General features: G+C 67.2%; 13 protein-coding genes and 1 tRNA gene. 12 read left to right on the forward strand and 2 right to left on the reverse strand.

The features are described from left to right. The 10 genes from nuoF to ACW7G5_RS08495 all read left to right on the forward strand — a co-directional run bounded on the left by nuoF (window position 1) and on the right by ACW7G5_RS08495 (window position 11,394). Window positions 1-1,347, forward strand: coding sequence for an NADH-quinone oxidoreductase subunit NuoF (gene nuoF / locus ACW7G5_RS08450; protein WP_457003551.1), 1,347 nt, complete (start codon window positions 1-3; stop codon window positions 1,345-1,347). After that, a complete protein-coding gene (nuoG, locus tag ACW7G5_RS08455) occupies window positions 1,344-3,590 on the forward strand; it encodes an NADH-quinone oxidoreductase subunit NuoG (RefSeq protein ID WP_457003553.1) in 2,247 nt (748 codons plus the stop codon). Before nuoF ends, nuoG begins: the two co-directional genes overlap by 4 nt. Then, the gene (gene nuoH, locus ACW7G5_RS08460) at window positions 3,587-4,696 is read left to right on the forward strand and encodes an NADH-quinone oxidoreductase subunit NuoH (RefSeq protein WP_457003555.1); all 1,110 of its coding nucleotides are present in this window, start codon (window positions 3,587-3,589) and stop codon (window positions 4,694-4,696) included. The genes nuoG and nuoH overlap by 4 nt, the downstream gene beginning before the upstream one ends. Next, the gene (nuoI, locus tag ACW7G5_RS08465; RefSeq protein WP_457003557.1) at window positions 4,696-5,184 is read left to right on the forward strand and encodes an NADH-quinone oxidoreductase subunit NuoI; all 489 of its coding nucleotides are present in this window, start codon (window positions 4,696-4,698) and stop codon (window positions 5,182-5,184) included. The genes nuoH and nuoI overlap by 1 nt, the downstream gene beginning before the upstream one ends. Window positions 5,185-5,187: 3 nt before the next feature. After that, entirely contained in the window at window positions 5,188-5,841 is a 654-nt protein-coding gene (locus ACW7G5_RS08470) for an NADH-quinone oxidoreductase subunit J (protein ID WP_457003559.1), read from the forward strand. Next, window positions 5,841-6,164, forward strand: coding sequence for an NADH-quinone oxidoreductase subunit NuoK (gene nuoK / locus ACW7G5_RS08475; RefSeq protein WP_343255756.1), 324 nt, complete (start codon window positions 5,841-5,843; stop codon window positions 6,162-6,164). The genes ACW7G5_RS08470 and nuoK overlap by 1 nt, the downstream gene beginning before the upstream one ends. 13 nt (window positions 6,165-6,177) lie before the next feature. After that, on the forward strand, window positions 6,178-8,238 hold the full coding sequence (gene nuoL / locus ACW7G5_RS08480) for an NADH-quinone oxidoreductase subunit L (protein WP_457003561.1): 2,061 nt from the start codon (window positions 6,178-6,180) through the stop codon (window positions 8,236-8,238). A 13-nt stretch (window positions 8,239-8,251) separates the two neighbouring features. Beyond that, window positions 8,252-9,763: an NADH-quinone oxidoreductase subunit M gene (locus ACW7G5_RS08485; protein ID WP_457003563.1), complete on the forward strand. Its 1,512-nt coding sequence runs from the start codon at window positions 8,252-8,254 to the stop codon at window positions 9,761-9,763. A 28-nt stretch (window positions 9,764-9,791) separates the two neighbouring features. Next, window positions 9,792-11,240: an NADH-quinone oxidoreductase subunit NuoN gene (nuoN, locus tag ACW7G5_RS08490; RefSeq protein ID WP_457003564.1), complete on the forward strand. Its 1,449-nt coding sequence runs from the start codon at window positions 9,792-9,794 to the stop codon at window positions 11,238-11,240. 77 nt (window positions 11,241-11,317) lie between these two features. Then, window positions 11,318-11,394, forward strand: a tRNA-Met gene (locus ACW7G5_RS08495). Between the two features lie 74 nt (window positions 11,395-11,468). Here ACW7G5_RS08495 and ACW7G5_RS08500 read toward each other — a convergent pair. Both ACW7G5_RS08500 and ACW7G5_RS08505 read right to left on the reverse strand, forming a co-directional pair. Further along, window positions 11,469-12,656 (reverse strand): glutathionylspermidine synthase family protein, encoded by a 1,188-nt coding sequence (locus ACW7G5_RS08500; protein WP_457003566.1) that lies wholly within the window; start codon window positions 12,654-12,656, stop codon window positions 11,469-11,471. Continuing rightward, window positions 12,656-13,219 (reverse strand): DUF1190 domain-containing protein, encoded by a 564-nt coding sequence (locus ACW7G5_RS08505; protein ID WP_457003568.1) that lies wholly within the window; start codon window positions 13,217-13,219, stop codon window positions 12,656-12,658. Before ACW7G5_RS08505 ends, ACW7G5_RS08500 begins: the two co-directional genes overlap by 1 nt. A 373-nt stretch (window positions 13,220-13,592) precedes the next feature. On the opposite strand from ACW7G5_RS08505, the gene ACW7G5_RS08510 reads away from it, so the two are divergent. Together ACW7G5_RS08510 and nusA are read left to right on the forward strand one after the other, a co-directional pair. Next, window positions 13,593-14,207, forward strand: a complete 615-nt coding sequence (locus tag ACW7G5_RS08510) for a ribosome maturation factor RimP (RefSeq protein ID WP_457003982.1) — start codon at window positions 13,593-13,595, stop codon at window positions 14,205-14,207. 8 nt (window positions 14,208-14,215) lie between these two features. Next, window positions 14,216-15,727, forward strand: coding sequence for a transcription termination factor NusA (gene nusA, locus ACW7G5_RS08515; RefSeq protein ID WP_457003570.1), 1,512 nt, complete (start codon window positions 14,216-14,218; stop codon window positions 15,725-15,727). Window positions 15,728-15,774: the final 47 nt, after the last annotated feature.

Here is a 15,774-nt window from a genome sequence, read left to right on the forward strand (position 1 = left end):
ATGGCGCATCACAACACCCACGTCTCGGAAGGCTACGGCCCCGTCGGCCCTGCGCCGAAGGAACACCAGGCCGTCTACACCACGTTGCATTTCGACAAGCCGTGGTCGTACGAGAACTACCTGAAGACCGGCGGCTACCAGGCGCTGCGCAAGGTCCTGGGCGAGAAGATCCCGCCGGCCGATGTCGTCGAGATGGTCAAGCAGTCGGGCCTTCGCGGCCGCGGCGGCGCGGGCTTCCCGACCGGCCTGAAGTGGAGCTTCATGCCCAAGGGCGACGTGCAGAAGTACATCCTCTGCAACTCCGACGAGTCGGAGCCGGGCACCTGCAAGGATCGCGACATCCTGCGCTACAACCCGCATTCGGTGATCGAGGGCATGGCAATCGCCTGCTACGCCACCGGGTCCACGGTCGCTTACAACTACCTGCGCGGCGAGTTCCACCACGAGCCCTTCGAGCACCTCGAGGAAGCGCTGGCCGAGGCCTATGCGCACGGCTGGCTGGGCCGTGACATCCTCGGCAGCGGCGTCGACATCGACATCCACAACGCGCTGGGCGCCGGAGCCTACATCTGCGGCGAAGAGACCGCGCTGATGGAGTCGCTGGAAGGCAAGAAGGGCCAGCCGCGCTACAAGCCGCCGTTCCCGGCCAACTTCGGCCTGTACGGCAAGCCGACCACGATCAACAATACCGAGACCTATGCCTCGGTGCCGGCGATCATCCGCAACGGCCCCGAGTGGTTCGCGGGCCTGGGCAAGCCGAACAACGGCGGCTGCAAGATCTTTTCGGTGTCCGGCCACGTGATGAAGCCGGGCAACTACGAAGTCCGCCTTGGAACCTCGTTCGCGGACCTGCTTGAAATGGCCGGCGGCCTGCGGCCGGGGCGCACGCTCAAGGGCGTGATCCCGGGCGGCTCGTCGATGCCGGTGCTTCCGGGCGACACCATGATGGGCCTGACCATGGACTATGACGCGCTGCAGAAGGCGGGTTCCGGACTGGGTTCGGGTGCCGTGATCGTGATGGACGACAGCACCTGCATGGTCCGCGCCTGCCAGCGCATCTCGCGCTTCTACTGGCAGGAATCCTGCGGCCAGTGCACGCCCTGCCGCGAAGGCACGGGCTGGATGTACCGCATGGTGTCGCGCATGGTCGAGGGCAAGGCCACGATGGCCGACGTCGAGATGCTGCGCGAGTCCGCCGGCCAGATCGAAGGCCACACCATCTGCGCCTTCGGTGAAGCGGCCGCATGGCCGGTGCAGGGCTTCCTGCGCCACTTCTGGCACGAATTCGAATACTTCATCGAGCACGGCCGCTCGATCGTCGACGCCAACCCGGAGATCGCCGCATGAGCGCGCAGCCGGTGAACCCAAACCTGCCGCCCGACCACGTCACCGTCTTCATCGACGACGTGGAAATGGCCGCGCCCAAGGGCTCGATGATCATCCAGGCCGCCGACAAGGCCGGCATCCCGATCCCGCGCTTCTGCTACCACGACAAGCTCGCGATCGCGGCGAACTGCCGCATGTGCCTGGTCGACGTGGAGAAGATGGGCAAGCCCGCGCCGGCCTGCGCCACGCCGGTGATGGACGGCATGCGCGTGCAGACGCGCAGCGAGAAGGCGCTGAGGTCGCAGCGCAACGTGATGGAGTTCCTGCTGATCAACCATCCGCTCGACTGCCCGGTCTGCGACCAGGGAGGCGAGTGCGAGCTGCAGGACCTGTCGCTGGGCTATGGCCGCTCGGTGAGCCGCTTCGTCGAGCGCAAGCGTTCGGTCGCCGACGAGGACCTCGGCCCGCTGGTGGCCACCGAGATGACCCGCTGCATCCACTGCACGCGCTGCATCCGCGTCACCGCGGAAATCGCCGGCACCTACGAACTGGGCGGCATGCAGCGCGGCGAAAGCCTCGAAATCGGCACCTACGATGGCAAGCCGCTGACCACCGAGCTCTCGGGCAACGTGATCGACGTCTGCCCGGTGGGCGCGCTGACCAACAAGGTGTTCCGCTTCCGCGCGCGTCCCTGGGAGCTGATCGCGCGCGAGTCGCTGGGCTACCACGACGCGCTCGGCAGCAACCTGTTCCTGCACACCCGCCGCGGCGAAGTGATGCGCACCGTGCCGCGCGACAACGAGGCGGTCAACGAGTGCTGGCTGTCCGACCGCGACCGCTATTCGCACCAGGGCCTGTACGCCGAGGATCGCGCGATGCGTCCACTGCTGCGCGTTGCAGGCAACGGTGACGACGCCGACTGGCGCGAGGCGAGCTGGGACGAAGCGCTGGCGAAGGCCGCGCAGATCCTGCGCGACAACGCCGCCGACGACCTCGGCATCCTGGTACACCCGGCGACCTCGAACGAGGAGGGTGCCCTTGTCGCCCGCCTGGCCGAGGCCCTGGGCACCGGCAACCTCGACCATCGCATCGCCCAGCACGACCTTTCCGACGGCGCAGTGGCCGAGGTCTTCGGCATGCCGGTTGAAGACATCGAGAAGGCCGACGCCATCGTCATTGTCGGCAGCAACCTGCGCACCGAGCTGCCGCTGGTCAACCAGCGCGTGCGCAAGGCCTGGCTCGCGGGCGCGAAGGTGCACGTGGTCAATCCGGTGGACTTCGAGTTCACCTTCGACATCAGCCACAGGTCGATCGTCGCGCCGTCGAAGATCGCCGATGCGCTGGCGTCCGCCGAGCTGGCCGATGCGCTGCAGGGCGCTTCGCGGCCGGTCGTCATCGTGGGCGCGGTTGCCGAGTGCGGCATTCACGCCGCGGCGATCCGCGCCGCCGCAGCCGGTTTCGCCGGTCGCATCAACGCCGCGCTGTGCCGCGTGCCGCAGGGCGCGAACGCGGTCGGGCTTGCCCGCCACGGCGTGCTGCCGGCCTCGCGTGACGCCGCTGCCATGCTGGCCCAGCCGCGCGCCGGCTACGTCATCTACGGCATCGAGCCGGGGCTGGACTTCGCCGACCAGGCGAAGGCGATGCAGGCTCTGGGTGGTGCGCAGGTGGTGGCCTTCAGCCACTTCGCGTGCGAATCCACGCGTCGCGTTGCCGACGTGATCCTGCCGATCGGCCTGCTGCCCGAGCTCGACGCTACCCTGACCAACCTCGACGGCCGCGACCAGCGCACCGTCGCCGGCGGCAAGCTCCCGGGCGAAGCACGCCCGGGCTGGAAGGCGCTGCGCGCGCTTGGCGGGCTCCTCGGCCTCGAGGGCTTCGACTTCACCGATTTCGCCGGTGCACGTGCGCTGATGGTGCCGCGCCAGGTCGACGTCGCGCGCAGCGAAGCCGTTGCAATCGCGGGCGAAGGCCTCGAGCTGGCGGTGTCGCAGGCGATCTACCGCGTCGACGGCGTGACCCGCCGTGCGGCCGCCCTGCAGGCGCACCCGCTCACGGTCGGCCCGCGCATCACGCTCAACGCCGACGACGCTTCCGCCGCCGGCCTGCGCGAAGGCGCCATGGCGCGCGTATCCAACGGCGCCGGCACGGGAACCCTGCTGGTGGCCGTCAGCACGGGCGTGGCCCGCGGCGCCGCCCTGATCGAATCCGGCTATGGCGCCACCGCGGCGCTCGGCGCCGGCGCGGTGCGGGTGGAGGCCGCATGAGCACGACGACGACCAATACGAGCACCGTGCTCCTCGGCTGGCTCGAGCCCTTCCGCGCCTGGCTGGACTCGCTTGGCCCCATCGGCACGGTCATCTGGCTGGTGTTGCTGATCCTGACGATCGCGATGCCGGTGATCATCACCGTCGCCTTCTACGTGGTCTGGGAGCGCAAGCTGATCGCCTGGATGCACGTGCGCCACGGGCCGATGTACGTCGGCTTCGGCGTACTGCAGGCCTTCGCCGACGTCTTCAAGCTGCTGTTCAAGGAAGTCATCCGGCCAAGCGCCGCGCACAAGGTGCTGTACTTCCTGGCACCGCTGATCACCCTGGCCCCCGCGTTCGCGGCCTGGGCGGTCGTGCCCTTCGATGCACAGCTGGTGCTCTCCAATGCCAACGCCGGCATCCTGTACCTGCTGGCCATGGTTTCGCTGGGCGTGTACGGCGTGATCATCGCCGGCTGGGCCTCGAACTCGAAGTACGCGTTCCTGGGCGCGATGCGTTCGGCAGCGCAGGTGGTGAGCTACGAGATCGCGATGGGCTTCGCCCTGGTCGGTGTGATGGTTGCCGCCGGCAGCCTCAACCTCAGCGAGATCGTGATGGCGCAGTCGGGCAACTCGGGCTTCCTCGAGTGGTTCTGGCTGCCGCTGCTGCCGCTGTTCATCATCTACTTCGTATCCGGCGTGGCCGAGACCAACCGCGCGCCCTTCGACGTGGTCGAGGGCGAGAGCGAGATCGTCGCGGGCCACATGGTGGAATACTCGGGTGCGGTGTTCGCGCTGTTCTTCCTGGCCGAGTACGCGAACATGCTGCTGGTCAGCATCCTCACCGCGACCTTCTTCCTCGGTGGCTGGCTGTCGCCGATCCCGGCGGCGTGGATCCCGGACATCCCGGTGCTTTCGGTGCTGCTGGGGGACGGCTGGTGGTGGCTGTTGGCCAAGACGTTCTTCTTCGCCAGCTGCTTCGTCTGGTCCCGGGCGACATTCCCGCGCTACCGCTATGACCAGATCATGCGCCTCGGCTGGAAGGTGTTCATTCCGCTGTCCATCGCCTGGATTGCGGTGACGGCATTGATGGCGTACTTCGGCGTCTTCGAGGCAGGTGCGTGATGGGCAAATTCGTTTCCTGGGCCAGGAGCCTGCTGCTGATCGAGATCATCAGCGGCCTGAAGCTGACGTTCCAGTACCTCTGGCGTCCGAAGTACACGATGATGTACCCGATGGAGAAGATCCCGCAGTCGGCGCGCTTCCGCGGGCTGCACGCGCTGCGCCGCTACCCCAACGGCGAAGAGCGCTGCATCGCGTGCAAGCTGTGCGAGGCGGTGTGCCCGGCGCTGGCGATCACCATCGACTCCGAGCAGCGCGAGGACAACACGCGGCGCACCACGCGCTACGAGATCGACCTGTTCAAGTGCATTTTCTGCGGCTTCTGCGAGGAGTCGTGTCCCGTGGACTCCATCGTCGAGACCCACATCCACGAATACCACTTCGAGAACCGTGGCGAGAACATCGTCACCAAGCCGCAGCTGCTGGCGCTGGGCGATCGCCTCGAGGCGGAAATCGCAGAGCGTCGCGCCGCCGACGCCGCATACAGGTAAGCCATGGACTTCGTACAGCTCGCATTCCTTGCATTCGCGGCCGTCGCGGTGGCCGCCGCGGTCGGCGTGATCGGCGCGCGCAACCCGGTGCATTCGGCCCTGTTCCTGGTGCTGACGTTCTTCAGCGTGGCGGTCACCTGGATCATCGCCGGTGCCGAGTTCCTGGGCGTGGCGCTGGTGCTGGTCTACGTCGGCGCGGTGATGGTCCTGTTCCTGTTCGTGGTGATGATGATCGACGTCGACCTGGCGCCGATCAACGAGGGCTACGTGCGTTACCTGCCGGTCGGGCTGGTCGTGGCGGTGGTGATGCTGCTGGAGCTGCTGTCGCTGATCGGGATCATGGCCTTCGTGGAGACTCCGTTCGCGGCGGATCCGATCGACGCCGAGGGCGCGTCCAACACCGCATGGATCGCGCGACGGCTGTTCACCGATTTCCTGCTGCCGTTCGAGGTTGCCGCGGTGATCCTGACCGTGGCCGTCATCGCCGCGGTCACGCTGACCCTGCGCCGTCGCGAGGGCACCAAGCACCAGGTTCCCGGTGAGCAGGTGCGCACGCGCCCCGGCGACCGCCTGCGCATGGTGGACATGCCGAGTTCGGTGCACGTCGCCGACGACGCACCGGCTGCCGGTGCCAGCACCGACGGGGAGGAGAAGTAATGGAGTTCCTCGGCCAGGGCCTCGCCCTCGGACACTATCTCGCGCTCGCCGCCGCGCTGTTCTGCATCAGCGTCGCGGGCATCTTCCTCAACCGCAAGAACGTGATCATCCTGTTGATGTGCATCGAACTGATGCTGCTCTCGGTGAACATCAACTTCGTCGCGTTCTCGCGCGAGTTCGGCGACGCCGCCGGGCAGGTGTTCGTGTTCTTCATCCTCACGGTGGCAGCGGCCGAGGCCGCGATCGGCCTCGCGATCCTGGTCACCCTGTTCCGTAACCGGCGCACGATCAACGTCGCCGAACTCGACACGCTGAAGGGCTGACGGAATGCCTGGCATGGAAATCGTTCTCTCCAAGACCGTACTGCTCGCGATCGTCCTGGCGCCGCTGCTGGGCGCCATCGTCGCCGGCCTGTTCGGCCGCCAGGTGGGGCGCGTCGGGGCGCAGTCGGTCACGATCCTCGGCGTGGCGATCAGCTGCGCGCTGTCGTGCTACGTGCTCTGGCAGCTGATGGCGCAGGGCGCATCGCCCTTCAACGAAAACCTCTACACCTGGTTCCAGGTCGCGGGCTACGAGATCCACATCGGATTCCTGGTCGACCGGCTGACGGCGATGATGATGGTGGTGGTGACCTTCGTGTCGCTGCTGGTGCACATCTACACCATCGGCTACATGGCCGACGACCCGGGCTACCAGCGCTTCTTCAGCTACATCAGCCTGTTCACCTTCTCGATGCTGGCGCTGGTGATGGCCAACAACTTCCTGCAGCTGTTTTTCGGCTGGGAAGCGGTGGGCGTGGTGTCGTACCTGCTGATCGGCTTCTGGTTCAAGCGCCCGACCGCGGTGGTCGCCAACCTCAAGGCCTTCCTGGTAAACCGCGTCGGCGATTTCGGCATGCTGCTGGGCATCGCCGGCGTCGCGTACTGGTTCGGCACGCTCGACTACGCGACCGTGTTCGCCAATGCCGGCCCCACCATCGGCGGCGGCCAGGTGGTCGAGGTCTTCGAAGGCCATGCCTGGTCGGTCGCGACCCTGATCTGCATCTGCCTGTTCGTGGGCGCCATGGGCAAGTCGGCGCAGGTGCCGCTGCACGTGTGGCTGCCGGACTCGATGGAAGGCCCGACCCCGATTTCGGCGCTGATCCACGCCGCGACCATGGTCACCGCCGGCATCTTCATGGTGGCGCGCATGTCGCCGCTGTTCGAACTCAGCCAGACCACGCTGCAGTTCATCCTGTTCATCGGCGCCACGACGGCCTTCTTCACCGGCCTGATCGGCATCGTGCAGAACGACATCAAGCGCGTGGTCGCGTACTCCACGCTGTCGCAGCTGGGCTACATGACCGTGGCCCTGGGCGTGTCGGCTTACTCGGCGGCTGTGTTCCACCTGATGACCCATGCCTTCTTCAAGGCGCTGCTGTTCCTGGGCGCGGGCTCGGTGATCATCGCCATGCACCACGAGCAGGACATGCGCCGCATGGGTGGCCTGCGCAAGTACATGCCGGTGACCTTCATCACCATGCTGGTCGGCACCCTGGCCCTGGTGGCGACGCCGTTCTTCAGCGGCTTCTACTCCAAGGACACGATCATCGAGGCGGCGAAGTTCGGTGCCGAGGGCATGGGCTGGGTCGGCACCTACGGCTATTGGGCCGTGCTGCTGGGCGCGTTCGTGACCTCGTTCTACAGCTTCCGCCTGCTGTACATGACGTTCTTCGGGCGCGAGCGTTTCCGCGAGGAGGCGCATGGCGAAGCTGCGCATGGCAGCCACGCGCACGACCATGGCGCGCACGAGCCGAAGGAGTCGCCCTGGGTGGTGACCCTGCCGCTGGTGCTGCTGGCGATCCCGTCGATCGCGATCGGCTTCTTCACCGCCGGCCCGATGCTGTTCGGCACGAGCTGGAGCGGCAGCGGGCAGGTGATGCCGTTCTTCACCGGCGCGATCGACCTGCTGCCGGAGAACGATACGCTCGCGCGCGTTGCTTCCGAGCTGTGGCATGGCCCGGTCGCGTTCGCACTGCACGGTTTCCTGACGCCTGCCTTCTGGCTGACCTTCGCCGGCTTCGTGCTCGCGACCGTCATGTACTGGTGGCGTCCGGAGCTGGCCACCAGTGCCCGCCGCGTGTTCGCGCTGCCGGTGAAGGTGTTGGAAAACAAGTACTGGGCCGACGATTTCTGGATCGGCGGCCTCGCAGGCGGCAGCCTGCAGCTTGGCAAGGCGTCGAGCGTGGTCGACAACCGCGTGATCGATGGCGTTGCGGTGAACGGTACTGCCGGCTTCGTCGGTCTGCTGTCGGGCGTTGTCCGCCGCCTGCAATCCGGCCGCATGTACGACTATGCATTCGCGATGATTCTCGGCCTGATCGTGCTCCTGGCCGTGCTCATCCACTACTGGACCTGACGGAAGACGATACGTGTCGAATTTGCCTCTCCTCAGCATCCTCATCTGGCTGCCGATCTTCGGCGGCGCGCTGGTGCTCGCGCTTGGTAACCGTGCCGGCGCCGCGCGCTGGCTGTCGCTGGCGATCGCCCTGGTGGTGTTCGTCATCAGCATCCCGCTGCTCACCGGCTACGACGCTTCGGCGGCGGTGGCAACGATGCAGTTCGTCGAGGCCAGGGAGTGGATCCCGGCCTATGACATCCAGTACCACCTGGGTGCCGACGGCATCTCGGTCGCGCTGATCCTGCTCACCACGCTGGTCACCACGCTGGTGGTCATCAGTTCCTGGACCTCGATCGACAAGCGCGTCAGCCAGTACTACGCGGCGATGCTGATCCTCGAAGGCCTGATGATCGGCGTGTTCTCGGCGATGGACGCGATGCTTTTCTATGTCTTCTTCGAAGGCATGCTGATCCCGATGTTCATCATCATTGGCGTCTGGGGCGGCCCGCGGCGCGTATACGCCTCGGTGAAATTCTTCCTGTACACCTTCCTCGGCTCGGTGTTCATGCTGGTCGGCCTGGTCTACCTGTACCTGCAGGCCGGCAGCTGGCAGCTGGCCGACCTGTACGCGCTGCCGCTCAATGCCACCGAGCAGATGTGGCTGTTCTTCGCCTTCCTGCTCGCGTTCGCGGTCAAGGTGCCGATGTTCCCGGTGCACACGTGGCTCCCGGACGCGCACGTCGAGGCGCCGACCGGCGGCTCGGTGATCCTGGCGGCGATCATGCTGAAGATCGGCGGTTACGGCTTCCTGCGCTTCAGCCTGCCGATCGTCCCCGACGCCGGCCACGAGTGGGCATGGCTGGTGATCGCGCTGTCGCTGGTGGCGGTGATCTACGTCGGCCTGGTGGCACTGGTCCAGCAGGACATGAAGAAGCTGATCGCCTACTCGTCGGTCTCGCATATGGGCTTCGTTACCCTGGGCATCTTCATTGCTTTCGCGCTGGTGCGTGACAGCAACCCGGAGGCCGCGCGACTCGGCCTGCAGGGCGCGATGGTGCAGATGGTTTCGCATGGTTTTGTTTCAGGCGCCATGTTCACCTGCGTGGGCGTGCTGTACGACCGCATGCACACGCGCAGGATCAGCGACTACGGCGGCGTGGCCAACGTGATGCCCTGGTTTGCAGCGTTTTTCGTGCTGTTTGCCTTCGCCAACTCGGGCCTGCCGGGTACCTCGGGCTTTGTTGGCGAGTTCATGGTCATCCTGGCCTCGTTCCAGAGCCATCCGTTGATCGCCTTCGTGGCCGCCCTGACCCTGATCCTGGGTGCCGGCTATACGCTGTGGCTGGTCAAGCGCGTGCTGTACGGCGAGGTCGGCAACTCGCACGTCGCCGCGATGAAGGACATCACCGGCCGCGAGGCCCTGGTACTGGGCGTGTTTGCCGCCGGCGTGCTCCTTATCGGCCTCTGGCCCAGGCCCCTGACCGACCTGATGGAACCGTCCATCGCGCAGCTGGCGGGCATGCTCGCCAACAGCAAGCTTTGAGGAACACGACGCGATGATGCCTGGAGCTATGACCCCTCCCGTCCGGACACTGGCCGACCTCGCGCCGCTGGCGCCCGAGTTCGTGGTGGTGATCGGCGCGTTCGCGCTGCTGATGCTGGACCTGTTCATGGGCGAGCGCCGCCGCGTGGTGACCCACGGCCTTGCCGTGGTGGTGCTGCTTGGCGCCGCGGCGATGATCGTGATGGGCGTGGGCGGCCACGGCATGGTGCTGGCCGACATGTTCGTGCGCGACACGATGGCCGATGTGCTGAAGGTGCTGATCCTGGTGCTGACGGCCGTGGCGCTGGGCTATGCCTGGCCGTTCATGCGCGAGCGCGGCCTGTACAAGGGCGAGTTGCCGGTGCTGATGCTGTTCGCCACGCTGGGCATGATGCTGCTGGTCTCGGCGCCGAACCTGACCACGATCTACGTCGGCCTCGAGCTGCTGGCGCTGTGCCAGTACGCACTGGTCGCCTTCGACCGCGACAACGCGACCGGCTCCGAAGCCGCGATGAAGTACTTCGTGCTCGGCTCGCTGGCCTCGGGTCTGCTGCTGTTCGGCATGTCGCTGGTTTACGGCGCCACCGGCAGCCTCGACCTGGCCACGATCAGCAGCGCTGCGACCGTCGTCGACGGCGGCACCCGCACCCTGTTGCTGACGGGCACGGTGTTCCTGGTGGTGGGCGTGTGCTTCAAGTTCGGCGCCGCGCCGTTCCACATGTGGCTGCCCGACGCCTACCACGGCGCGCCCACGCCGATGACCCTGTTCATCGGCTCCGCGCCCAAGCTTGCCGTGTTCGGCATGGCCTACCGGCTGCTCGAATCCGGGCTTGGTCCGCTGCAGGACCAGTGGCAGGTGATGCTGGCCCTGCTTGCGGCGCTGTCGCTGGTGGTCGGCAACGTGTTCGCGATCGCGCAGACCAACCTCAAGCGCATGCTCGCGTATTCGACGGTGTCGCACGTCGGCTTCCTGCTGCTCGGCCTGGCCGGTGGCGGCGCCGAAGGCTATGCCGCTGCGATGTTCTACGCCATCAGCTACGCGATCATGGCGACCGCGGGCTTCGGCGCGATCGTGATGCTGTCCAGGCGCGGCTTCGAAGCCGATCGCATCAGCGACTTCAAGGGCCTCAACGCCCGCAGCCCGTGGATGGCGGCGATGGTGCTGGTGATCATGGCCTCGCTGGCGGGCGTTCCGCCATTCCTCGGCTTCTGGGCGAAGCTGGTGGTGCTGCGCGCGGCGATCGGCGGCGACATGCTGTGGCTGGCGATCGTCGGCATCGTGTTCGCGGTGGTTGGCGCGTTCTACTACCTGCGCGTGATCAAGGTGATGTACTTCGACGAGCCCGAGGGCGTGGCCATCGAAGTGCGTGACAACGGCCCGCTGAAGCTTCTGTTCGGTGCCAATGCGATCGCGTTGCTGGTGCTGGGCATTGCCTGGAACCCGCTCATGGCGTGGTGCCAGGCGGCGTTTGCCTGATCGAACGCAGGGCCCTGCCGCGAAGTGCGGCAAGGCTTGCAAGTAATCCGACTCTGCTCCATAATAGTCGGCTCTGGTGCGGGGTGGAGCAGTCTGGCAGCTCGTCGGGCTCATAACCCGAAGGTCGCAGGTTCAAATCCTGCCCCCGCTACCATTTACACCTGCGGCGGCGTTCCTGGAAACAGGGACGCCGTTTGCTTTTGTGCGTCCCGGTTCCTGCTGGAAGCCTCAGGCTTCCAGCACCATCCGCTGTCCGCGACCCTCGCCGACGATGGCATGGGGTACGAAGCGCGCGCTGTCGCGCGTGATCGGTGAGTCGTCTTCGCGGATACCCATGCCGCAGGCAAGGTCGCCAACCACCCAGCTGCCGACCAGCGGATACGCAGCGCCGTGTTCGGGCAGTGGATGCAGCGCCTGGCGGATCGAAGGACCTCCGTAGGGTCCCGGCTGCTGCAGGGTGCGGCCGTCGGCGTAGTGCATCTCGATGTTCGCGCCCTCGCGCGAGAACAGCGGTTTGCGAACCCAGCCCGGCGGCAACGCGCCGCCGTCGTCGAATTCCGCCGGCAGCAGGTTGGGGTGGCCGCGATGGCGTTCCCACAACAGCGGCAGCGCGCCCTTGTTGCTGAGCAGCAGCTTCCACGCCGGCTCCAGCAGCCGCAGGCCGGAGCCCGGCAGGGCCTGCGCGAACTCGTCGGCGAACAGGTCCTCGAGCGGATACAGCTTGAACAGGCTGGCGATCAGCACGTCGTCACCGGCGGTGAAGCGCCCGTCGGCGGAAAGGCCGATGTCCTCCATCGCCACCGAGCCGGATTCGATCCCGGCCTGGGCGGCGCAGTCGCGCAGGTAATCGACGGTGCCCTGGTCCTCGGGGCTGCCCTGCGAGGCCGCGAAGTACAGCGGCCTTGGAAGGCGGTCGCCGACCTCGATGAAACGCGCGACCAGCGCTTCATGGATCGCATTGAACTGGTCGGCACCGGGGGGCAGGGCGCCGGTCTCGCGCTGGTGCTCCAGCCAGTCCCACTGGAAGAACGCGGCCTCGAACAGGGATGTCGGCGTGTCGTAGTTGAATTCGTACAGCTTTGCCGGCCCGCGGCCGTCGTACGCGAGGTCGATCCTGCCGTAGAGGTGCGGATCGCGCCGTCGCCAGCTTTCGGCGACCTGGTCCTGCGCGTCGGCGGGAATCGCGAGCCGCTCCATCAGTTCCTGGCTCCCGGCGGCTTCACCGGCGAGGTCCATCGCCATCGCGTGCAGCTCGGCGGTGGGATCCTCGATATCGTCCTCGACCTGTTGCAGGGTGAAGGCGTAGTACACGCTCTCGTCCCAGTAGGCGGCGCCGTCGATGGTGTGGAAGGCGAAGCCGCAGTCCTCCGCGCGCCGCCGCCACTCCGGGCGCGGCTCGATTGCGACGCGGCGCATCAGCCGCCGGCGCTGCGGCCGGCGCCGGCGCGACCGAAGCCGCCGCGGCGCACGGTGGGCGCACGGTTGGGCTGGAGCTCGGTGCGGGCCAGTGCGGTGGCGCCGCCGGCACCGGGCTGCGGGCGCAGCCATCCGGACTGGTTGGAGAGGAACGCGGGCGACGTGCGCGCGGCACCGGCTGTGGCCGCAGCCGGACCTGCGCCGGGTGCCGGTGCCATGGCGCCGCCGCGGCTGTTCAGCATCTGCGAGAGCACGAAGCCGGCCATCATCGGGCCGACGAAGCTGCCGCCGCCGGCCTGCTGCCGGGTGGCGCACTGTCCTTCTCCGAACTCGGCCTCGCACTCGGCGGTCGAGGCATAGCGCGGTGCCACCGCGTCGGCCTGCGCCTGCGCCTGGTCGAAGGCCTGGCGGCACATCGACGGGTTCATGGTTTCGGTGGCGCAGGCCTCGACGGACGTGAACAGCCCTTCCGACGTCTGCACTTCGGGCTGCTGCGCGCAGGCGACCAGGAGCAGCGGTGCCGAGCCCATCAGCACAAGGGCGGTCTTTCTGGAGCGTTTCATCAAGCCTGGTACCTGTTGCGGGAGACTGCGGCAAGATTACCCGATGCGCAGCCGGGCCGGACCCGCCGCTCAGGGCTGGAGGCGGCGCCCGGCTTGCGATACGCCGGGCCTGGGCATATACTCCAGCGGCTCAGCGGAACCTGCAGGACCATCGCATGCGCCTTCGGCGCCGGTCCGGCACCGCTGCAAGCTTTTCGCGGTCGACGGAGAGCCTCCCAGGAGGCTTTTTTCGATTGCGGGAATCGGGCTCGCGCGGTGCGCAACGAGGCGCGCCGGCACCGGATCCAGCAGCATCGGACAAGGGGCCCGCCGGGCCCTTTTTTATTTTTTGCGCCCGGCGCGGCAGGCAATGGACCAGGACAGAGGAGGCATCGTGGCCGACAAGTCGACCGACATCGCGGATCTCCTTTCGCCGACCGTTGCCGCCCTCGGCCTGGAGCTGCTGGGCGTGGAATACCTGCCGTCGCCCGGCGGCGGCGCGATGCTGCGCCTGTACATCGACCGTCCGGGTGCGGATCCGGCCGCCGATGGCCAGGGCGTCGGCATCGAGGACTGCGAGGCGGTCAGCCGCGAGGTCTCCGCCCAGCTCGACGTCGAGGATCCGATCAGCAGCAACTACACCCTCGAGGTGTCGTCGCCCGGCGTCGACCGGATGCTGTTCACGCTGGCGCACTTCGAGCGCTTCATCGGCGAGCAGGCGAAGGTCGGCCTGAAGCTGCCGCAGGACGGCCGGCGCAGGCTGCTGGGGCGGATCGTCGCGGTGGAGGGCGAAACAGTCACGTTCGACATCGACGGCCGGCCGTTCACGGTCGCTGGCGACAACATCGACAAGGCGCGCCTGGTGCCCGACTGGGTGGCGCTTGGCTACGGGCCGGCGAAGGACGCCTCCGGGCGCGATGCGCGCCCGGGCAAGGGCAAGGGCAAGCCCGGTGGCAAACAAACAACCAACAACAAGCCGGCGGCGTCGAAGCCGTCCCGTGCGGAGTAATAGAGAAGATGAGCAAGGAACTGTTGCTGGTCGTCGATGCGGTCGCCCATGAGAAGGGCGTGCCGGAGTCGGTGATCCTTGAAGCCCTCGAGGCGGCCCTGGCCACCGCGGCCAAGAAGCGCTATCTCGAGCAGGACGTGCTGACCCGCGTTGCCATCGATTCCAAGGACGGCAATTACGAGACCTTCCGCCGCTGGGAGGTCGTGGCCGACGACGTGGTGATGGAGTCGCCGGACCGCCAGATCCGCATGATGGACGCGGTCGACGAGGCCGAAGGCGTCGAGATCGGCGACTACATCGAAGAGCAGATCGAGAACGTCGACTTCGGCCGCATCGCCGCCCAGGCCGCCAAGCAGGTGATCGTGCAGCGCGTGCGCGAGGCCGAGCGCCAGCAGGTCGTGGACGCGTGGAAGGACCGCGTGGGCGAGCTGGTCACCGGCGTGGTCAAGCGCGTCGAGCGCGGCAACGTCTTCGTCGACCTCGGCGGCAACGCAGAAGCTTTCATCCCCAAGGACAAGGCGATCCCGCGCGACGTCGTGCGCGCCGGCGACCGCATCCGCGGCTATCTCTATGACGTGCGCACCGAGCCGCGTGGCCCGCAGCTGTTCATCAGCCGCGCCGCGCCGGAGTTCATGGTCGAACTGTTCAAGCTCGAAGTGCCGGAAGTCGGCCAGGGCCTGGTCGAGATCAAGGCCTGTGCGCGTGATCCGGGCGACCGCGCCAAGATCGCCGTGGTCGCCTACGACACCCGCACCGATCCGATCGGCGCCTGCATCGGCATGCGTGGTTCGCGCGTGCAGGCGGTGTCGAACGAGCTCAACGGCGAGCGCGTCGACATCGTGCTGTGGTCGGACAACCCGGCGCAGTTCGTGATCAACGCGATGGCGCCGGCCGAGGTGCAGTCGATCGTGGTCGACGAGGACAAGCACTCGATGGATCTCGCGGTCGCCGAGGACCGCCTGGCGCAGGCGATCGGCAAGGGCGGCCAGAACGTGCGCCTCGCCAGCCGCCTCTCGGGCTGGCAGCTCAACGTCATGACCCAGGACCAGGTCACCGCGAAGTCGGACGCCGAGCAGGCCACGGCGCGCGCCCTGTTCCAGGAGAAGCTGGAGGTCGACGATGAGATTGCCGGCATCCTGGTGGCCGAGGGCTTCAGCACGGTCGAGGAAATCGCCTACGTGCCGGTTGGCGAGCTGCTGGCGGTGGAGGGCTTCGACGAGGACATCGTCGAGGAACTTCGCGCCCGCGCCCGCGATGCGCTGCTCAACGACGCGCTCGCGGTCGAAGAGGAGCTCGGTGACAACGTTCCGGCCGACGACATGCTGGCGCTTGAAGGCATGGATGACGAAACCGCCTTCGCGCTGGCCGCCAACGGCGTGTGCACCGCCGAGGACCTGTCGGACCTCGCGGTCGACGAGGTGCTGGAGTTCGGCATCGAAGGCCTTGACCAGGAGCGTGCCGCAGCCCTCGTGCTGGCCGCGCGCGCGGGTGAGATCGCGCGCCTGGAAAGCGAAGGCTGACAGGCTGGGGCCATCACGGCCCCCGAGCATGGCAAGCACCCAGAATT

It is taken from the genome of Luteimonas sp. A501, from assembly GCF_054052085.1.

What these genes read in the sequence shown, in the direction of transcription:
- nuoI (WP_457003557.1), top strand. Translation starts at nt 4,696, where the DNA reads ATGGGCAAATTCGTTTCCTGGGCCAGGAGCCTGCTGCTGATCGAGATC.
- nuoG (WP_457003553.1), top strand. Translation starts at nt 1,344, where the DNA reads ATGAGCGCGCAGCCGGTGAACCCAAACCTGCCGCCCGACCACGTCACC.
- nusA (WP_457003570.1), top strand. Translation starts at nt 14,216, where the DNA reads ATGAGCAAGGAACTGTTGCTGGTCGTCGATGCGGTCGCCCATGAGAAG.
- ACW7G5_RS08500 (WP_457003566.1), bottom strand. Translation starts at nt 12,656, where the DNA reads ATGCGCCGCGTCGCAATCGAGCCGCGCCCGGAGTGGCGGCGGCGCGCG.
- nuoL (WP_457003561.1), top strand. Translation starts at nt 6,178, where the DNA reads ATGGAAATCGTTCTCTCCAAGACCGTACTGCTCGCGATCGTCCTGGCG.
- nuoN (WP_457003564.1), top strand. Translation starts at nt 9,792, where the DNA reads ATGACCCCTCCCGTCCGGACACTGGCCGACCTCGCGCCGCTGGCGCCC.
- ACW7G5_RS08470 (WP_457003559.1), top strand. Translation starts at nt 5,188, where the DNA reads ATGGACTTCGTACAGCTCGCATTCCTTGCATTCGCGGCCGTCGCGGTG.
- nuoH (WP_457003555.1), top strand. Translation starts at nt 3,587, where the DNA reads ATGAGCACGACGACGACCAATACGAGCACCGTGCTCCTCGGCTGGCTC.
- nuoK (WP_343255756.1), top strand. Translation starts at nt 5,841, where the DNA reads ATGGAGTTCCTCGGCCAGGGCCTCGCCCTCGGACACTATCTCGCGCTC.
- nuoF (WP_457003551.1), top strand. Translation starts at nt 1, where the DNA reads ATGGCGCATCACAACACCCACGTCTCGGAAGGCTACGGCCCCGTCGGC.
- ACW7G5_RS08505 (WP_457003568.1), bottom strand. Translation starts at nt 13,219, where the DNA reads ATGAAACGCTCCAGAAAGACCGCCCTTGTGCTGATGGGCTCGGCACCG.